General features: G+C 69.1%; 16 protein-coding genes and 1 pseudogene. 6 read left to right on the forward strand and 11 right to left on the reverse strand.

All coding sequences use genetic code 11. The features are described 5' to 3' along the window. Positions 1–4: 4 nt before the first annotated feature. Positions 5–324: pseudogene (locus VL129_RS07600) on the reverse strand (Hsp20/alpha crystallin family protein); the annotation flags it as partial. On the opposite strand from VL129_RS07600, the gene VL129_RS07605 reads away from it, so the two are divergent. Then, the gene (locus tag VL129_RS07605; protein ID WP_325411723.1) at positions 308–547 is read left to right on the forward strand and encodes a hypothetical protein; all 240 of its coding nucleotides are present in this window, start codon (positions 308–310) and stop codon (positions 545–547) included. The pseudogene VL129_RS07600 and the gene VL129_RS07605 overlap by 17 nt on opposite strands. Positions 548–960: 413 nt before the next feature. Here VL129_RS07605 and dsbG read toward each other — a convergent pair whose 3' ends face one another. The 3 genes from dsbG to dsbD are packed head-to-tail and all read right to left on the reverse strand — an operon-like array spanning position 961 to position 4,396. Further along, complete coding sequence (gene dsbG, locus VL129_RS07610; RefSeq protein ID WP_325411693.1) at positions 961–1,731, reverse strand: thiol:disulfide interchange protein DsbG; 771 nt, start codon at positions 1,729–1,731, stop codon at positions 961–963. 2 nt (positions 1,732–1,733) lie between these two features. Further along, positions 1,734–2,570, reverse strand: coding sequence for a TlpA disulfide reductase family protein (locus VL129_RS07615; protein WP_325411695.1), 837 nt, complete (start codon positions 2,568–2,570; stop codon positions 1,734–1,736). Then, positions 2,567–4,396, reverse strand: a complete 1,830-nt coding sequence (gene dsbD, locus VL129_RS07620; RefSeq protein ID WP_325411697.1) for a protein-disulfide reductase DsbD — start codon at positions 4,394–4,396, stop codon at positions 2,567–2,569. Before dsbD ends, VL129_RS07615 begins: the two co-directional genes overlap by 4 nt. Before the next feature lie 107 nt (positions 4,397–4,503). Here dsbD and VL129_RS07625 point away from each other — a divergent pair, with 107 nt between their 5' ends. Further along, positions 4,504–5,172, forward strand: a complete 669-nt coding sequence (locus VL129_RS07625; RefSeq protein ID WP_325411699.1) for a response regulator — start codon at positions 4,504–4,506, stop codon at positions 5,170–5,172. Continuing rightward, positions 5,169–6,518 (forward strand): ATP-binding protein, encoded by a 1,350-nt coding sequence (locus VL129_RS07630; RefSeq protein ID WP_325411701.1) that lies wholly within the window; start codon positions 5,169–5,171, stop codon positions 6,516–6,518. Before VL129_RS07625 ends, VL129_RS07630 begins: the two co-directional genes overlap by 4 nt. 13 nt (positions 6,519–6,531) lie before the next feature. On the opposite strand, the gene VL129_RS07635 is transcribed toward VL129_RS07630, so the two are convergent. The 7 genes from VL129_RS07635 to VL129_RS07665 form a co-directional block, all read right to left on the reverse strand. Next, positions 6,532–7,095 carry a dihydrofolate reductase family protein gene (locus tag VL129_RS07635; protein WP_325411703.1) on the reverse strand — a complete coding sequence of 188 codons (564 nt, stop codon included), beginning with the start codon at positions 7,093–7,095 and terminating at the stop codon, positions 6,532–6,534. Positions 7,096–7,156: 61 nt separating this feature from the next. Next, positions 7,157–7,909, reverse strand: coding sequence for a CHAD domain-containing protein (locus tag VL129_RS07640; protein ID WP_325411705.1), 753 nt, complete (start codon positions 7,907–7,909; stop codon positions 7,157–7,159). Positions 7,910–8,030: 121 nt separating this feature from the next. Next, positions 8,031–8,729, reverse strand: a complete 699-nt coding sequence (locus VL129_RS07645) for an energy transducer TonB (protein ID WP_325411707.1) — start codon at positions 8,727–8,729, stop codon at positions 8,031–8,033. Between the two features lie 3 nt (positions 8,730–8,732). Further along, the gene (locus tag VL129_RS07650) at positions 8,733–9,176 is read right to left on the reverse strand and encodes an ExbD/TolR family protein (RefSeq protein ID WP_325411709.1); all 444 of its coding nucleotides are present in this window, start codon (positions 9,174–9,176) and stop codon (positions 8,733–8,735) included. 13 nt (positions 9,177–9,189) lie between these two features. After that, positions 9,190–9,903, reverse strand: a complete 714-nt coding sequence (gene tolQ / locus VL129_RS07655; protein WP_325411711.1) for a protein TolQ — start codon at positions 9,901–9,903, stop codon at positions 9,190–9,192. 51 nt (positions 9,904–9,954) lie between these two features. Next, positions 9,955–11,853: a phytase gene (locus VL129_RS07660; protein WP_325411713.1), complete on the reverse strand. Its 1,899-nt coding sequence runs from the start codon at positions 11,851–11,853 to the stop codon at positions 9,955–9,957. 49 nt (positions 11,854–11,902) lie between these two features. Continuing rightward, positions 11,903–14,377 (reverse strand): TonB-dependent receptor, encoded by a 2,475-nt coding sequence (locus tag VL129_RS07665; RefSeq protein WP_325411715.1) that lies wholly within the window; start codon positions 14,375–14,377, stop codon positions 11,903–11,905. A gap of 315 nt (positions 14,378–14,692) precedes the next feature. Between VL129_RS07665 and VL129_RS07670 the strand changes: the two genes are divergently transcribed. The 3 genes from VL129_RS07670 to VL129_RS07680 form a co-directional block, all read left to right on the forward strand. Beyond that, positions 14,693–15,607: a GGDEF domain-containing protein gene (locus tag VL129_RS07670; protein ID WP_325411717.1), complete on the forward strand. Its 915-nt coding sequence runs from the start codon at positions 14,693–14,695 to the stop codon at positions 15,605–15,607. Between the two features lie 9 nt (positions 15,608–15,616). Beyond that, a complete protein-coding gene (locus VL129_RS07675) occupies positions 15,617–16,657 on the forward strand; it encodes an AraC family transcriptional regulator (RefSeq protein ID WP_325411719.1) in 1,041 nt (346 codons plus the stop codon). 99 nt (positions 16,658–16,756) lie between these two features. Beyond that, positions 16,757–17,350: SLAC1 anion channel family protein (locus VL129_RS07680; RefSeq protein ID WP_325411721.1), on the forward strand; the 594-nt coding region annotated here is incomplete at its 3' end.

The raw sequence follows: 17,350 nt of genomic DNA on the forward strand, positions 1-17,350 counted from the left end.
TGCCAATCGGAATCGAACGGCCGTGCTTAGGTGCACTAGCTTCGCGCTTCGAATCCTGGTTGGCATCGTCAGGCAGGTTCAGTGCACGCTGGAAACTGCCGTAGGGGGCACGCTGGAAACTGCCGTAGGGGCGTTCGACACGAGGAAAGCCGCCTTCCTTCTTCTCCAGCTCCTAGCGCTTTCGCCTCGCGCCATCCGCAGGTCGTTGTCGGGCGTGATCTGGAAGTCCTTTTCTTCGACACCGGGAACGTCGAAGGACATCTTGTACTGCTTATTGGTTCCCTGAGAATCCAGCGCCAGCTGCAACATGCCTCGCCAGTCGTTTGACAAGCGCTTAACAAAGACTGCGCCTGAACGGCTAAAAGTCAAGAAATATCTCGGCTTTGTACGGAAAATCGTCGAGCGCGATCAGGCAGAGGGGAAGCAGCCGAAGAGGCGTTCGATGAGCATTGTGAGCCTGTTTCTAAGCAGCATGATTGCGGAAGCATTAGTCATCTGCGTACGTGGCAAACATTTAGTAACAAAGAAACTTAAACGCGATGCGTGATGGGCCCATGGCAATGCCTTTGTCGGCCCCATCGACCTCTCCCGCTGTTCTCAAGCGAACACAAGATGGGTAACAAAGCGTGTCCTTCCGCACTACCCCGTATTCGCGTGCATTCGATATAACCCGCACCCTGCCCCACGCGCGCGCAGGCGCCAGCCCCGTCACGGGACGGTTCTTGAAAAAAAGGGAGAGCGATGGGTGGAGCACGGGGCGCAGCAAGACAGCAATCCTTTGCCAGCGGAGGGAATGGGCCGGAGGTTAGCGCGGGTGGTGCGGGCGAAACAATCCTTGAAAGGTCGCAGGTCCAGATCCGTCGTTCGGGCCTGGCCTGTGTTCAGCGCCGCCCTGCTCCAGTAACGCCGTTCGGCCATGCGGCCCTCTTCCATCATGGAAGAGGGCCGCATGGGTTGGCCTCAGCGCGGCCCCATGATCTCGGCCAGCGCGGCCGGCTGCGGCATGCCGTTGTACTTCTGGACCAGGCCTTCGCTGTCGCGCACCAGGATGGCCGGAGTGCCGCGGAAGCCCAGGCTCATCATCAGCATCTGGTTGTCCTCCAGCGCCGTGCGCGCCTTGTCGGAGGTGCGCTTGGCCGGGGTGATTCCGCCCCGGCCGAAGGCCTGCTCGTTCTGCTGCAGAGCCGCGGACGGATCGGCCGCGTCGAGGATCGCCGCCGCCTTGGCCTGGCTGTCCGCCTTGAGAATGCCCACCATGACGTGCCGCAACTGAACCTTGCCGGTGTCCACCCAGGGTCGGGCCGCCTTCCAGAAACGGTTGCAGAACGGGCAGTTGGGATCGCTGAAGGTGTACACCACGCGCGGCGCGTCGGCGCTGCCGTCCTGTACCCAGGTCGCGGCCTCCAGTTGGGCCCAGACCTTGTCACTGATGGGTTTGGCCACCAGGCGTTGCAGCGCCGCCTCATCGAGCGCGGCGCCGTTGGCATCCAGGCGCGTGCCGACGATGACGTTGCCATCGCCCGTCAGATACACCGCGACGGGGCGGTCGCCCGCGGCCGCGGCAAACGCCCGCAGGCCGCCACCCACGTCGAATTCCTGGGCGATGGTCAGCCCCTGTCGTTCCAGCATCTGCAGCGCTGCGGGCCGGTCATCGGCATGCGCCGGCAGAAGCGCCATCGCCAGCAGGGTTGCGGAGAAGAGGCTCGGGAAGCGCGAACGCGGTACAAACATGGTCACTCCTTGGCGGTATTGATCGTAAGGGGCTGGAAATGGCGTGACAGGGTGTCCCGCAGGCTCGCCCGGGTGAGTTCACCCACGTGCGAGTCCACGAGCCGGCCCTGGGCATCGAAGAACAGGGTGGTGGGCAGGCCGCGCGCGCCCATGTCCCGCATGAGGCGGCCGGCGGGATCGAGCAGGTTTTCCTGGAAGGTCAGGTGCTCGCGCGCCAGGAAGTCGCGGGCCTGGGCAGCGCTTTCCCCCTGGTTGACCATGACGATGGCGATGCCGGGGTAATGGGACTGAGCCTGCTCCAGCACCGGCATTTCGCGACGACAAGGTGGGCACCAGCTGGCCCACAGGTTGACCACCACCGGCCGCCCTGTGTACTCGCTGAGTACCACGGGGTGCGCATCGAGGCGGTTCAACTGCAGCTCGGGCAAGGGTGGTGCCACCGCGAGCTGGATCAGGCCGAGCACGCCTGTGGCGGCGGACCAACTGAGCACGCCGGCGGCGCTGCCCACCAACAGCGAGCGGCGTAGCAGGGGCATCGTTCGGGTTCGCCACCAGGCGAATGCCACCCCGCCGAGCACCCCGCTCCACCCGGAAAAGCCGCCATCGCCGATGGCGATCATCGACAGCGGCGACGCCGCGTAGTCGCTCCACCACTGCAGGATGTAGCCAAGCCGTGCGGCCACCAGGCCCCAGAAGACGGCATCGAGCAGCAGGCCGCCGGCCTGCCGGGCGGGTGTGTCGGGCAGTCGCTGCGCGACCTTGCGCGTTATTACCCAGGCCAACAACACGGCGACGATGAGGATGACCACCTGGATCGAAAAAGGGCCCGCGCTGATCATCGGATGCCCGCCGCCAGCAGTTGATTCAGGAAGTCGCGGGCGCTGACCTCGCCCACCACACGCAACGCGCGGCGCTCCTGGCCATCCGGGCCGACCAGAATCAGCGTCGGCGGCCCCATGACGCCCCAGTGTTTGAGCAGGGCCTGATCCGTCGCGTCATTGCGCGTCACGTCGGGTCGCAGCACCTGCAGGGTGGCCAGCCGCGCCGCGACGGCGGGATCGCCGAAGACGTTTCGCTCGATCACATGGCAGCTCACGCACCAATCCGCGTAGAAGTCGATCAGCGTCCACTGGCCACGGGCGGCGGCCTCCGCCAGGCGCGCGTCCACGTCCTCGATGGATTTGGCCGCAACGTAGTTCACTCGCGTGGCCGCCGACGCCGTCTCGACCCCTCGCAGGTGCGTGAGCGGCTGGAGCACCGAGTCGCCTCCCGAGGCCGCGCCCACCAGCATGAGCACCGACCACACGCCGGAAATGGCCGCGCCGACCCGTACCGTCCAGGCCAGGCGCTGACGGGCGGCCAGGCCCTGCGCCCAGGCAATCAGTCCGATCGCCACGGACAGCGCCCAGAAGCCCCACAGGGCCAGGCTGATCGTGGCGGGCAGGAAGCGCGCCAGCATCATGACCGCCATGCCGACCATCAGGTAGCCGAAGGCGATGCGAATCCGTTCCATCCAGGGGCCGGGGCGCGGCAGGACCCGGGCACCGAACAGCGCTATCGCCAGCAGAGGCAGCCCCATGCCCAGACCGAGCGCGAACAGCACCAGCCCACCGTAGAGGGCGCTGCCGGTCTGCCCGATATACAGCAGCGCTCCGGCCAGCGGCGCGGTCATGCAGGGGCCGACCAGCAGCGCCGACAGAACGCCCAGCGCCGCGGCGCCACCCAGGCTGCCGCCCTTCCCTGCGCCCGAGGACGAAAGGCGCTCCACCAGAACGCTCGGCAGGCGCAGCTCGAACAGGCCGAACAGCGAGCTGGCCAGGAGCAGAAACAAGGCGGCGAAGGACCCAAGCAGCCAGGGCGATTGCAGCGCGGCCTGGAGATTGGCGCCGGCCAGACCAGCCATGACACCGACCACCGCATAGGCCGCCGCCATCGCCAGTACATAGGAAAGGGACAGACCCAGGGCCCGTCGAGGGGCGGCCTGGCTGCCGACAACCATGGACGACACGATCGGGATCATCGGCAACGTACAGGGGGTGAAGGCCAGCAGCAGACCGAAGCCGAAGAACAGCAGCGTCCCGGCGACGGGCCCCAGCGCTGCGAGCTGGCGCGCGGCCGCCTCATCCTCCGCCAGGTCGGCGGTTGGCGGGACGGGCGATGCCTGTGGCGTCACGCCGGCACCTGCGGCACCCGCCGGCAGCGCCACGCTGAGCGTCTGCGGCGGATAGCAGATACCGTCCTCGGCACATCCCTGCCAGTGCAGCGTCAGCGGCCCGGCGGTCGCGGCGGGGAAGCGCAGTTGCAGGGTATCCCCGGTGTAGATTTCGGTATCGCCGAAGAACTCGTCGTGCTTGGGCGCGCCCGCGGGCAGGTCCAGGGGGATATCGCCACCCCGGGCATCGACCAGGCGGATGGCGTGCCGGTAGAGGTAGTAACCCTCGGCAACCAGACCGGCGGCCGTGAGCGCGTCGCCCTCCTGCCGGACCGGCGCCAGCGTAAAGACCTGGTCTGCATCCAGGAACTGAGGAGCGCGCTTGTCCCAGGCAAACAGGCCACCACTTGCCCAGACGCTGCCGATGCTGGCGCAGCACAACAGGAACACCACAAGAACGCTTCGATACCGGGACACAATCCGAATCCTCCTGAACAAGGTCGGGAGGATCATGCGTGCGTTCGATTAAACGAAACTAAAGCGGCCGCCGAGCCGAGTCGCTAACACCCCGGGACTCGGTGGCTTACCATGCCGCCTGGTCCAGAGGAGGTGAAACCCGGATGCGTGTGTTGTTGGTGGAAGATGACGAGCTGATCGGCAAGGGCATCGTGGCGGGGCTGAGCAAGCACGGCATCGGCGCGCATCACGTGCGCACCGCGCAGGCGGCGGAGACCGCGCACCTGGAAGAAACCTTTCATGCGCTGGTGCTCGATCTGGGCCTTCCCGACCGCGACGGGATGGAACTGATGGCCACCCTGCGCGCTGTCGAACCCCACCTGCCCGTGCTGATTCTTACCGCCCGCGATGCCATCGAGCATCGGCTGAAGGGGCTGCACGAGGGCGCCGACGACTACCTGGTCAAGCCGTTCGATCTGCGGGAACTGGCCGCCCGCCTGCACGCCCTGGTCCGACGCACCCAGGGACGCGCCGCGCAAGTCGTCGCGGCCGGCCCCCTGCGCCTGGAACCCGCGAGCGGTCTTGCCTGGCTGCACGGCGAATCCGTTGCCCTGTCACGCCGCGAGATCGATCTGCTGACGCACCTGGCCGATGCCGACGGTCGCTGGGTCACGCCGCAGGTGCTGAATGAGCGCCTGTTCGGACTGGGCGAGGAGATCGGCAGCAATGCCCTGAATGTTCACATCCACAACATCCGCCGCAAGCTGGGGAGCGCAGCGATCGAGACCGCGCGTGGCCTGGGCTATCGCCTTGGCTGGAGACCCTCCCCATGAGCCTGCGCCTGCGCGCCGTTCTGATCGCCGGCATCGCACTGGTGGTGCTTTGGGGCGCTGCCGCAGGCTGGATGCTGCGCGGCGCCGAAGCCAACCTGGAACGCACCCTCGACGGCCGGCTCGCCATGTCGGCCCGCATGGTGGCGGGTCTGCTGGAACGTACGGCGCTGTCCCCTCATTCCACGCCTGCCGATTTCGCCGATGCGGTTCAGGTCGGTGGCGGCGAGGGGATCGAATGCGAGATACGCACGCTGCGCGGGGAGATCCTGGCGCGCACCACCCCCGGCGCGCATCGCGGATTCGACGCCCTTCCCGCGGGGTTCACCACCCGCGATGTGCAAGGCGAGCAATGGCGCATCTATGTCTTGAACGCTGGCGGCTACCAGATCACGACGGCGGATCGCCTGGATCAGCGAACCCAGCTGGTCAGGGACCTGCTGTCCGCAGTGGGCGTGCCCTTCCTGGTTGCCCTCTTCGGCGGATTGGTCGCGCTCTGGATCGGCATCGGCCGGGGGCTGTCACCGTTGAACGGGCTTCGCCAGCAGTTGCGCGCCCGGCAGATCGACGACACCACGCCGCTGGCCGTGGCCCATGCGCCCGCGGAGCTGCGAACCGTACTGGACGCCATGAACGGGCTGCTCGAGCGGCTGTCCCGGACCTTGTCCAGCCAACGGGCCTTTACCGATGCCGCGGCGCACGAGCTGCGCACGCCGCTGACGGTGATCGACACGCACCTGCAGGTCGCCCGGCTCTCCGAAGGTGACGACGCCCAGGCCTCGCTCAGCAATGCGGAAGAAGGCGTGAAGCGCCTGCGACACACCCTGGATCAGATGGCGATCCTGGCGCGCACCGAAGCCCCCGTGGCGCCGGCGGACCGCTGCGCGTCGGTGCTCAAGTCCGTCACTGGCGTGATCATGCAGATCGACCACACCGCGCCCGGCCGCCTACGACTGTCCACGACCGGCCCGGATGCAGCCGCGCCCATGCCCCGCTCCATGCTGGAAACCGCGGTGCGCAACCTGGTGGACAACGCCATGCGCTATTCCCCGCACGCCATCGAGGTCGACGTGCATGTCGAGCACGCGCATCACCGTTGTCGCATCGACATCGCCGATCGCGGCCCCGGTTTGAGCCCGGAACAGGTGGCACAGATCGGCCGCCGCTTCTGGCGGGGCGATCAGGGCCGCCAACGCCAGGACGGCGCCGGCCTGGGCATCTCGATCGTTCGCGCCATCCTGGAACGGTTTGGCGGCACCCTGAACCTGAAGCCGCGCCCGGATGGCGGCCTGGTTGCGGAGCTGGTCATTCCGTTGGCGAACGGTGCAGAAGGATGTACGAGTCGGTAGCAAGGGAACGCGCTTATTCAGCGCCGCCCTTCTCCACCGCGTAACGCAGTTCGGCCATGCCGGCGCCGATCTGGCGAACGGAACGCAGGCGCAGGACCGGGCTCAGTACGCGACGCGGAAACAGCGGTTTGCCGTGGCCCAGGGTGGCAGAGCCGATCTGGATGATCAGTTCGTCCAGCAGGCCGGCATCGTAGAAATGGCCGGCGAGTTCGCCGCCGCCGACAATCCAGAGGTTCCGGTTGCCGGCGGCGGCGCGCATCGCGCCATGCACCGGACGCACATCGCCGTGCACGAAGCGGATGTCCGCGCCTTCGATGGTCGGCAGCGTGCGGTGGGTGAAGACCCAGGCCGGTTGCGTGTAGGGCCAGGGCGCGCCGGTTTCGGCGGTGACCGCATCGGCGTTGCGCAGCAGCCACTCATAGGTGGCCGCGCCCATGGCCAGCGCACCGACTTCGGCAATGAACGCCGGGTAGCTGGAATCGTCGAGGTCGCCCAGGGGAAACAGCCAGTCCAGGGAGTCGTCCTCGGTGGCGATGAAGCCGTCCAGGCTGGTGGCGGCGAAGTATTGGGTTTTCATGATGAGTCATCACGCTCGGTTGGTTTCAATCCAGCTTGGCACCGGAAATCCGTGCTCAGCCCTACCCCGAAAACACCTCCCGCAACGGCTGCAGCGCCCGATCCGCCCGCCGTTCGGCCGCGATCAGGGCGCGGCGCCAGCTTTCGCACAGGGGCTGCAGGTCCTTTTCGGTTTCGGCGCGGTGCAGCCATTGCAGGTGGTCGTGCCAGTCGCCGAGGGCGGCCTGGGCGGCTTTCAGTTGCCGGGCGGCCGGCTTCGGCAGTGCAGCGAGGGCCGGGTAGGCCTCGGCGGCGTAGCGCACGCGCTTGATCAGCACGCGCAGGCGGTGGCGGTCGTGCTCGGGGTCGTGCAGCGCCTTGGCGAGACCGCGCTGCTGGCGGATCAGACGCTTGCGAATGTACGGCGCCAGGTCGCCCAGCTCGCCGTGCCACGCTGCCAGGCGCAAGGTGGCGGGCCAGGCATCCAGGGTTTTCAGCAGCAGGGCCAGTTCCGGGCCGGCCAGAACGGTGTCATAGCCTCGTTCCAGAGCCTTGCGGCGGGTGGACAGGCGAGTGTGGCCGCGCCGGCGCAGTTCTTCCAGCAGGACTTCGCTGTCGCGCAGCGGCGTGCTCTTCTGGCCGAAGGCGGCTGCGGCGGCTTCCAGGGCGGCGAACGGCGTCAGGCTGCGCAGCGGTCGCAACAGACTGCGCAGACGACGCACGGCAATGCGCATGTCGTGCAGCGCCTCGCCGTCGGTGCGGGCCCGCAGACGGGCGGCGCCGGCCTGCAAGGCGATGTGCTGGCGGGTCACGTGCTCGATCAGGGTGGTGATCATGCGGGCTCTCCTGAGCATCGGCGGCATCCGCAGGGTAGCCCGCCCGGCGCCGGGCGGGAACGACTGGGTTGGCGTTTTGCCCGCCCGGCGCTGCCCGCTCGGAGACGTTACGCAGCGCGCCTCACTCAATGCGGTAGTGGAAGGTGTTGTGCACGTCCGGCACGGCCACCGGCCGGCCATCGAGGATGCGCGGCTGGTAGCGGAAACCCAGGGCGGCGCTCAGCGACGGCTGGATCAGCAGCGGGTGACATTCGCCGACCACCCGGGGATGTTCGACCCGGCCCTGGGCATTGACGGTGTAGCCGACCGTGCATTCGCCTTGGATGCCCTTCTCCAGGGCGCGCTGCGGATAACGCGGCGCACGCTTGGCGATGGGCTGGAAGACGTCATCGACCGCCACCTCCTGCGCCGCCTGGGCCAGCGCGGCCTGGCGCGCGGCTTCGGCACGTTCGGCGGCGGCCTGGCGAAGCTGTTCATCGCGCTGGCGGCGCTCCAGTTCGGCCTGCTGGCGCTGGCGTTCCCACTCCCGTTGCTGCGCACGCTGGCGCTGCTGTTCGGCACGCTTGAGCGCCAGCTCGGCCTGCCGGTCGCGGACGGGTTCGCTCACCGGCGGCGGTTCCGGCGTCGCTGGCGGCACCGGCGCGGGCGCGACGGCGGCCGGCAGGCTGACCAGCTGAGCCTGCAGTACCCGCGGTGGTTGCATGGGCTCAAGCTCGACGCTGCCGGCCAGCCCCAGCAGGACCAGCACGCCGCCGTGCACGGCCACGGCAAGGGTTGCGGCGGCGGCGCGGCTTCGCCACCCGATCGGAACGGCGCGCATGGGCTACGGCACCTCCGTGATCAGGCCCAGGCCGGTGACGCCGCCGCGCTGCAGCGCGGCGATGCCGGCCACCACGCGGCCGTAGTCGGCGCCCTGGTCGGCGCGCACGTAGACCTGGGTGTCGCCGTGGGCGGCGATGATCGCCGCGACCTTGGCGCGCAGCTCGGCCAGGTCGACGGCGGCATCGGTCTGCCGCTCGATGTCCAGCTCGTTACCCAGGTTCCAGTAGAAGCTGCCGTCGGCCTTCACCGAGAGGGTGAGGATCTGCCGCTGGCTCTCGGCGGGCAGCGCCTGGGCGGCCACCCGGGGCAGTTCGATCGGCACGCCCTGCACCAGGATGGGCGCGGTGACCATGAAGATCACCAGCAGCACCAGCATCACGTCGATGTAGGGCACTACGTTCATTTCGGCCTTGGGGCCGTGGCTGCGTTGCGGCCTGCGAAGCATGGGGTGGGCTCCTTCAGGCGGCGGCGGCAACGCTGCCGACCGCGCCATGCAGTCGACGGTGCAGGCGGGCCTGCAGCTCGTTGCCGAAGCGGTAGTAGCTCGCCTGCAGGGTGTGCCCGCGCGCGGCGAAGCGGTTGTAGGCCATCACCGCCGGAATCGCCGCGAACAGGCCGATGGCGGTGGCGATCAGCGCCTCGGCGATGCCCGGCGCCACGCTGGCCAGGGTGGCCTGCTGCACCTGGGACAGGCCGAGAAAGGCATTCATGATCCCCCACACGGTGCCGAACAGGCCGATGTAGGGGCTCACCGAGCCGATGGTGGCGAGCAGCGACAGGCCCTGCTCCAGGCGTTCCTCTTCCTCGGCGATGGCCACCGCCAGGCTGCGTTCCACACCGTCGAGCACCGCCTCGGCGGCCACGCCCGGCTGGCGCTGCAGCTGGGCGAAGGCCTGGTAGCCGGCCAGGAAGATGCGTTGCAGCGCGGCGTGCTCGGCGGCCGGCTGCTGGCCGGCTTCGCGGCACAGCGCGGCCAGGTCGGCGCTGTCGCGCAGGCGGCGCTGGAAGTCGGCGCACAGCCGGGCGGTCCGGCGCAGCGCGCTGCCACGCAGGACGATCAGGTACCAGCTGGCCAGCGAAGCCAGCAGCAAGGCCAGCATCACCGCCTGCACCAGCAGGCTGGCGTCGCTGACCAGCCCCCAGATCGACATCTGTTGCAGTGAATCGTGCATGGGTCGTTCCTCTGCCCGCCCCGGGGGAGCGGGTCACGTGTTCGGGTGGGTTCAGTCCAGTTGCAGTGCGTCGGCCACGGCCGACCAGGGCAGGTACTTGTAGTTCTGGGTGCCTTCGGGCATGCGCTTGCGGCCGTCCTGCACCACCAGCAGGCCCTGGCTCCAGAGGCCGCCGAGGTTGGCGGAAGTGACCTCCAGGCCATCGGTTTCCGAGGCGCCGTCGATGCCGCGCTCGGCGTTCAGGCCGACCCGGAAGGCGCCGCGCACGGCGTGCGGCGGCAGGGCGTCGAGCACCAGGTAGCTGTCGTTGCCTTGGCTGGAGACCACCAGATAGCTGGCCGTGTCGCCCTGGTAGACGGCCAGGCCTTCGACGTCGGCGTGCAGCGGGCCACCGACGCCGATCACCTTGTGCAGCCGGGGCTCGGCCTCGGCACGGGCGTCCAGGCTCCAGACCGCGACGTCCTCCTCACCCACGAACAGGCGGTGGTGGCGTTCGTCGGCGACGCAGCCTTCCGGCTGGCTGCCCACCTGGAAGCGCCGCACCAGCTCGCCGCGCGGCGTGCCGCTGGCGCCGTCCAGGCGGTACTGCAGGAAGGTGCCGTCCTTGTCGTTGGCGATGGCGTGCAGCTCGCCGCGCGCGTCCTTGTACATGCACAGGCCGTAGATGTCGGTCAGCGGCGTGGCGATCCGGCCGAGGTCGCTGAGTGTGCCGCTGCGCGGGTCGATGGCGAACAGCTGCAGGCTGTTGTCGTCGCGGTGGCTGGCCACCGCCAGGTCGAGGGTGCGCGCCCCCAGGCGGAAGCCCGTGCGCAGGTCGACGTTGTTCAGACGGCCGACACGCAGGTCCTGCAGCTGGCGGCCCTGCAGGTCGTACACCACCAGGCCGCCCTGCTTGTCGGTGGCCAGCACCCGGCTGCGCGCGGGATCGTGCGGATGCACCCAGATGGCCGGGTCGTCGGCGGCGTCGCCGAGGCTCGGCACCGGATCGGTCTGCGCCTGCGCCGGCAGGCTGGGAATGCTCGCCGGCGCGTCCGGCACCGGCGGCTGCCAGGCCAGCCGCGCCGGCTGCAGGCCGGCCTCGTCGATCAGCAGCAGTTGCAGGCCGTCGCCGGACGGCTGTGCGCTGATCTGCTCTGGTTCGTCGAACCCGGGCAGCGGCAGCGAGGCCACCGGCTGCCAGCCCTCGTCCCGCTGCTGGTAGAGATGCAGGCGGGCGCGCTGCGGGTCGAGGGCCAGCAGGCCGCCCGGCACCAGCGCCATGCCGGCGGCGCTGCCCAGGCTGCCGAAGGGCTGGCGCAGGTCCACCGGCTGGCGCAGCAGCGGCGCCTCGGGATCGGCGGCGTAGGCCCAGAGGCCCACCGATTCCTCGTTGACGTAAAGCAGCCCGCGGGCATCGTCCACCTGGCAGGCGCTGCTCTCGGGCGGCAGGCTCAGGCCGCGCACCCGTTGCGGCCGCGCCATTGGGCGGTCGTCGGCGGCCACCAGCCACTGTTCGCCGACGCCCTCCTCGCCCAGCACGAAGACGAAGCCATGGCCGCTCGCATCGCGCTGCAGGCACAGGCCCTCGACCGCCGCCGCGCCCTTGGGCAGGTACTGCGGGGCGCTCCACTGCCGCTGCGCGTCGAGGTTGAGCAGCAGCACCTGCTGGCGGCGCTTGTCGAGGGTGGCGATCAGCAGGCCGTTGGCGCCGGCCCGGTGGTCCAGGCCTTCGAAGCGGCCGGCGAACTCGGCCTGCACCTGGCCCTGGGCGTCGAGCAGCTGCAGGCCTTTGCCGGGGGTGATCTGCAGGCGTGCGCCCGCCGGGCTGGCCAGCAACTGGGCGTTCTCGGCCTCGGCCTGCGCCGGGCGCGCCTGCAACTGCAACGCGGGCGCGGCGCTGCGCTCGGCGCTCTGGCAGGCAGCCAGCGCCAGGGCGAGGATCAGCAACAGCGGTTGGTACGTCGATGACATGGTCGATTCCAGGCAAGGGCGCCGTCGGCGGTGGTGCGACGGCGACTGATCAGAAGTGGGTCAGGGTCAGGCCGAGGGTGTAGGTCGGGCCGTATTCCTCGTACTGGGCGTTGTAGCGCTGGCGGTTGACGTAGCTGTAATAGACCTCGTCGGTGAGGTTCAGCGCCTCGAAGGTCAGCTGCAGCGCGGGGGTGATGTGCCAGCCGGCCTTGAAGTCGACGAACAGTTGCTCGTCGGCGTGCAGGTCGTGGGCCTCGTCGCCGATGCCGGCCACTTCGGCCAGGTAGGCCGACTTGTAGTTGGCCGCCAGGCGCAGGTTGAAGCGCGGGTTCTCCCAGCCGACGGACAGGTTGCCGACCTGGTCGGACTGGTTGGGCAGCGCGATGCGGCGGCGCAGGCCCTGGCCTTCGATATCCGCCTCGGAGTGGCTGAAGGTGGCGTTGGCGCCCAGCAGCAGGCCGTTCCAGGGCGCCGGCAACCAGTCGAGCTTGTGCGAGTAGGCCAGCTCGATGCCGTACAGCCGCGCGCGGTCGCCGTTGGCGTAGCTCAGCGCTTCGTCGAAGGCCGCCCATTGGCCCGTGCCAGCCAGGTCGGTGCTGTAGATGAAGTTGTCGATGTCCTTGTAGAAGGCATAGGCGGCCAGGGTGCCGGCGCGCCCCATGTAGTGTTCGATGCCGAGGTCGAGGTTGCTCGATTCCAGCGGCTTGAGTGCCGGGTTGCCGAACGCCGCCTCTCCGTCGGCGACGTCGATGACGAAACCCGGCGCCAGCTGGCCGAAGGTCGGCCGCACCACGCTGTGCGTCCAGGCGGCGCGCAGCTGGGTGTTGTCCGCCAGCTCGTAGCGGGCATGCACGCCGGGCAGCCAGTGGTGGTAGTCGTTGCGGCTGGCGATGGCTTCGAAATTGCCATCGCGCAGGCCGGTGCCCCTGGCGCTGAAGTCGGTGGCCTCGTAGCGCAGGCCGACGATGAAGCGCCAGCGGTCCAGTTCCAGGGTCTGCATCAGGTAGGCGGCGTCGATGTCTTCACGCATGGTGAAGTCGTTGATGCGCGACTCCTCCTCGTCGTAGTAATCGGCGGCGTTCATGCCGCCGATCAGGCGCTCGATCGCGCCAGCGGAAATGCCCGGCCCGAAGCGGCCCAGGTCGTAGTCGACCGTGCTGGTGGCGAAGCCGTCGAGGGTCAGGCCGCCGAAGCCGTCGTACACCCAGATCTCGCTGTCGCTGCGCTTGTCGCGCCGGCTGAGCTTGCCGCCGAGCTTGAATTGCGCGGCATGGCCTTGGATGTCGAAGTCGCGGGCCAGGTCCAGGCGCAGGTTCTTCTCGCGGTCGCGGGCGTCGCTCTTCTCCCGTTCGACTTCGTCCAGTTCGAAGCCGGCCGCATCCTGGAAGCCCGTGGCGACCAGCACCGGCTTGCGGCTGTCGGTGAAGCCGGCGTCGCTGACATCCGCCTCGAAGGTGGCGCCGGCGATGCCGCCGGGGTTGCGCTCGCGCGCCTCGCTGTAGCCGGCCTGGCCGCTGAGCGTCCACAGGCCGAGCAGGCGTTCGCCGCCGAACACGTAGGACTGGATGGTCTGGGTGTCCTCGCGGGACTTCAGCTCGCGCCAGGCCTCGCCGTCGCCGCGCTCGCCGGCGCGCTGCGCGTCGTCGAATTCGATGCCGGCGGCGTTGCGCGTTTCGGTGTCCTTGAAGCGGCTGTACAGGGTGCGCAGGTAGTAGCTGGACAGGTCGTCCGGCCGGTAGTCGAAATTGATGCCCGCGCCGCTGCGCTCGCGGCGGATGAGGTAGTCGCGCTGCTCGGCTTCTTCCAGCCGCGCGCCGTTGTCGAAATCCCAGGCGCCGCCGGTTTCCACGTTTTCCGAGCCGAAGTCGCGCCGCTGCCAGCTGAACGCGGCGGCCACGCCGAAGTTGTCGACGCCCTCGCCGAGGCTGAAGCGGTTGCTGAACGCGCCGGAGAGCTTCGGGCTGTGCTGGTCGGTGTTCTCGTCGTAGCTGCCCTCGACACCGAGGCTGTAGAACAGGCCTTCGTGGTCGAAGGCCGACAGGCTTTCCACTTCCACGGTGCCGCCGAGCGAGTTGGCGTCCATGTCCGGGGTGAGGGTCTTGACCACCGACAGCGACTGCACCAGTTCGGCCGGCAGCACATCCAGCGCCACCGCGCGCCGCTCGCTTTCCGGGGCGGGCACCAGGGTGCCGTTGATGGTCACGCTGTTCAGGTCCGGGGCGATGCCGCGCACGCTGACGAAGCGCCCTTCGCCCTGGTCGCGCTCCACCGACAGGCCGGGGATGCGCTGCAGGGCTTCGGCGGCGTTGTCGTCCGGCAGCTGGCCGATGGCGTCGGCGTGCACCACGCTCTTCACGCTGTCGGCGGCACGCTGTTCGCGCAGCGCCTTGTCCATGCTGGCCGCCTGGCCGATTACCTCGACTCGCTCGATCACCAGCGGCTCGGCGGCCCGGGCCGGCAGGCTGGCGGCAATGGCCAGCGCCAGCACGCTGACGGTGAAGCACTCGCGTCCCAATCGATTCACCTTGGCTCTCCTCCCTCGCAATTGGCCCGGGCTGCCCCGGGAATGAGGCGCACGCTAGGGAGGCTGTGTGGCAGTTGCGTGACGATGGGCGCCGCAAGCCGGCCAAAACCGGCCGTTTTGCCGATGTTGGCCGCGTTTTTGAGCTGAAAAGACCCCCAGGATCCTCTGCCGGGGGCCGCCAGGCCGGAACGGGGTTGGCGAAACGCCCGGCAATCGGCGCGAAGACGAGCGATGCCCTGAGCCGATTCGACCCCCGCGACCGTCATCATTCTGTGACATTGGCCTGTCAGCGTGCCCGGCACACGGAGGATTGCCATGGGATCACTGCTCAAGCGGCACGGCCCGGTCCTGCTCGGACTGGCGCTGGCCATCAACCTGGGGCTGCTGCTCCATCTGGGGGCCGGCGAGCCCAAGGCCTGGGCCGAGATCACCTGGACGGATGTGGCCGGCGAAGGCGGTTCTGCCCTGCTCGCCCTGGTCTGGCTGGGACTGCTGCTGCACAGCCGCCCCGGTGGCCGGGTCACCCGCCTGCTGGCGCTGGGGCTGGCTTGCGTGTGCTTCGCCTGGAGCATGGACCTGCTCGACGAATTCATCCGCCTGCCCGACAGCAGCCGCTGGGACAATTGGCTGGAGACCGCGCCGATGCCGGTCGGCCTGCTGCTGCTGACCGCCGGCCTCTACCACCTGACCCGCGAACAGCAGGCGATCAACGCGCAGATGAGCAAGCGCGAGCGGCTGTTCCGCGAGCACCGGCGGTTCGACAGCCTCACCCCGCTGAGCGACGCCGAGTACCTGCGCCAGCAGGTCGCCCTGGCGCTGCGCGAAGCCCGCCGCGAACAGCAACCGCTGTCGCTGGTCGCCATCGACCTCGACGATTTCAGCCAGATCAACCAGCGCTACGGCCCGGCCGAGGGCGATCGCGTGCTGCAGGCAATTGCGCAGCTGCTGCTGCTCAACCTGCGCCACCAGGACCTGCTCTGCCGGCTGGCCGGCGACCGCTTCGTGGTGCTGCTGCCCAACACCGGTGAAAGCCAGGCCCGGCAGCTGGCCGCCGAGCTGGAAGAGGCCGTGCGCAGCCTGGCCCACCGCAGCCACCCGCACGGCGAGCGGCTGCACCTGCGCGCCAGCAGTGCGGTGGCGATGGCCCTCGACGAGGACACCGAGCAGTTGCTCGCGCGCCTCAACCGCCACCTGGCCAAGGCCAAGCAGCGCTTGCCGCGCTGCGCCTGAGGCGTCGCCATGAACGTGTCGGCCACCGGTTACGAGCGCGACAGCCGCATCATCCCCGGCCATCACCAGCCGGCGGTGCTCATCGACCTGGCGCTGTCGCGCGACCTCGACCCGCACCGCATCCTGCGCGGAACCGGGCTGTTCTACGAGGACCTGGGCAGCGGCCAGGTGCGCATCAGTCCGGCGCAGATGCTGCGGCTGATCGACAACGCCGAAACCCTGCTGGGCGCCGCCGACAGCAGTTTCCTGTTCGGCCAGCGCCTGCTGCCGGGACATTACGGCCCGGCCAGCGATGCCCTCAACCACGCCTGCACCCTGCTGCAGGCGCTGGAGCTGCTCTGCGAGTTCCACGCCCTGCTGACACCCCTGCTGACGCCGCGCCTGATGATCGACGAGCAGCAGGCGCACCTGTACTGGCTGGACAGCTGCGGCGCCGGCGGGCAGCGGCGCTTCCTGCTGGAAGCCAGCCTGACCGCGGTGGTGGCCATGGCCCGGCGCCTGTCCGGCGAACGCCTGCCGTGGCGTTTCCAGTTCGACTACCCCCGGCCCCGGCACATCGAGCAGTACTGGGTGCACCTGGGAGAGGAGCTGGCCTTCGATGCCCAGATGCCGTTGATGAGCCTGCCGCTGGCCTGCCTGCAGCGGCGCCTGCCGAACGCCTCGGTGACCGCCGGCCGGGTGGCCGAGGCCGCCTGCCGCGCGGAGCGCGACGCGCGCGGCGGCGCCAGCCTGCTGGACCTGCTCTACCGCCACCTGCGCGGGCGGCTGCGCCAGTCACCGAGCCTGGAAGACGTCGCCGCCGCCTTCGCGATGAGCCCGGCGTCCCTCAAGCGCCGGCTGGCCCGGCACGGCACCTGCTTTCAGCTGCAGCTGGACCTGGCGCGCAAGCACGAGGCGCTCTACCTGCTGTGGATCAAGGGCGCCAGCAACGAGCAGGTGGCCAGCCAGCTGGGCTTCACCGACACCACCAATTTCCGTCGCTCGTTCAAGCGCTGGACCGGGCAGACGCCCAGCGGGCTGCGCGGCGCGTTCGCCGCCCTGTTGCGTTGAGTCGCAGGCACATATACCCCTCGGGGGTATATCATGCGCCGGCCATCAGGAACCGGGCCTGCCGGAACCTGGCCGTACCCCCCACAGGAAGCGTTGTCGATGTCTGAAGCACACTCCCGTCTCGAGCATTTTCCGGTTGCTCTGTTTTCCAGCGTAATGGGCCTGGCCGGGCTGGCCATCGCCTGGCTCAAGGCCAGCCATGCGGGCATGGCCCCGCAGGAGATCGGCAGCGTGCTGCGCTGGCTGGTTAGCGCCCTGTTCGTGTTTCTGGTGGTCGTGTATGCGGCCAAGCTGCTGCGCCATCCGGCGGCGGTGCAGGCCGAGCGCGCGCACCCGGTCAAGCACAACTTCTTCCCGGCCATTTCCATCGGCCTGATCCTGCTTGGCATTGCCTGGGCGCAGACCGCCCCCGAGGTGGCGCGCTGGCTGTGGAGCGTGGGCGCGGCGCTGCACCTGGCCTTTACCCTGCTGGTGATGAGCGGCTGGATCCACCAGACCCACTTCGAGATCAAGCATGCCAACCCGGCGTGGTTCATTCCGGTGGTGGGCAACATCCTGGTGCCAGTGGCCGGCGTCGGCTTCGCCCCGCTCGATGTCAGCTGGTTCTTCTTCAGCATCGGGCTGGTGTTCTGGCTGGTGCTGATGACCATCGTGCTGTACCGGCTGTTTTTCCATGAGCCGCTGCCGGTGCGC

The sequence above is a fragment of the Pseudomonas sp. genome (assembly GCF_035497915.1).
In the GTDB taxonomy this organism is placed as follows: domain Bacteria; phylum Pseudomonadota; class Gammaproteobacteria; order Pseudomonadales; family Pseudomonadaceae; genus Serpens.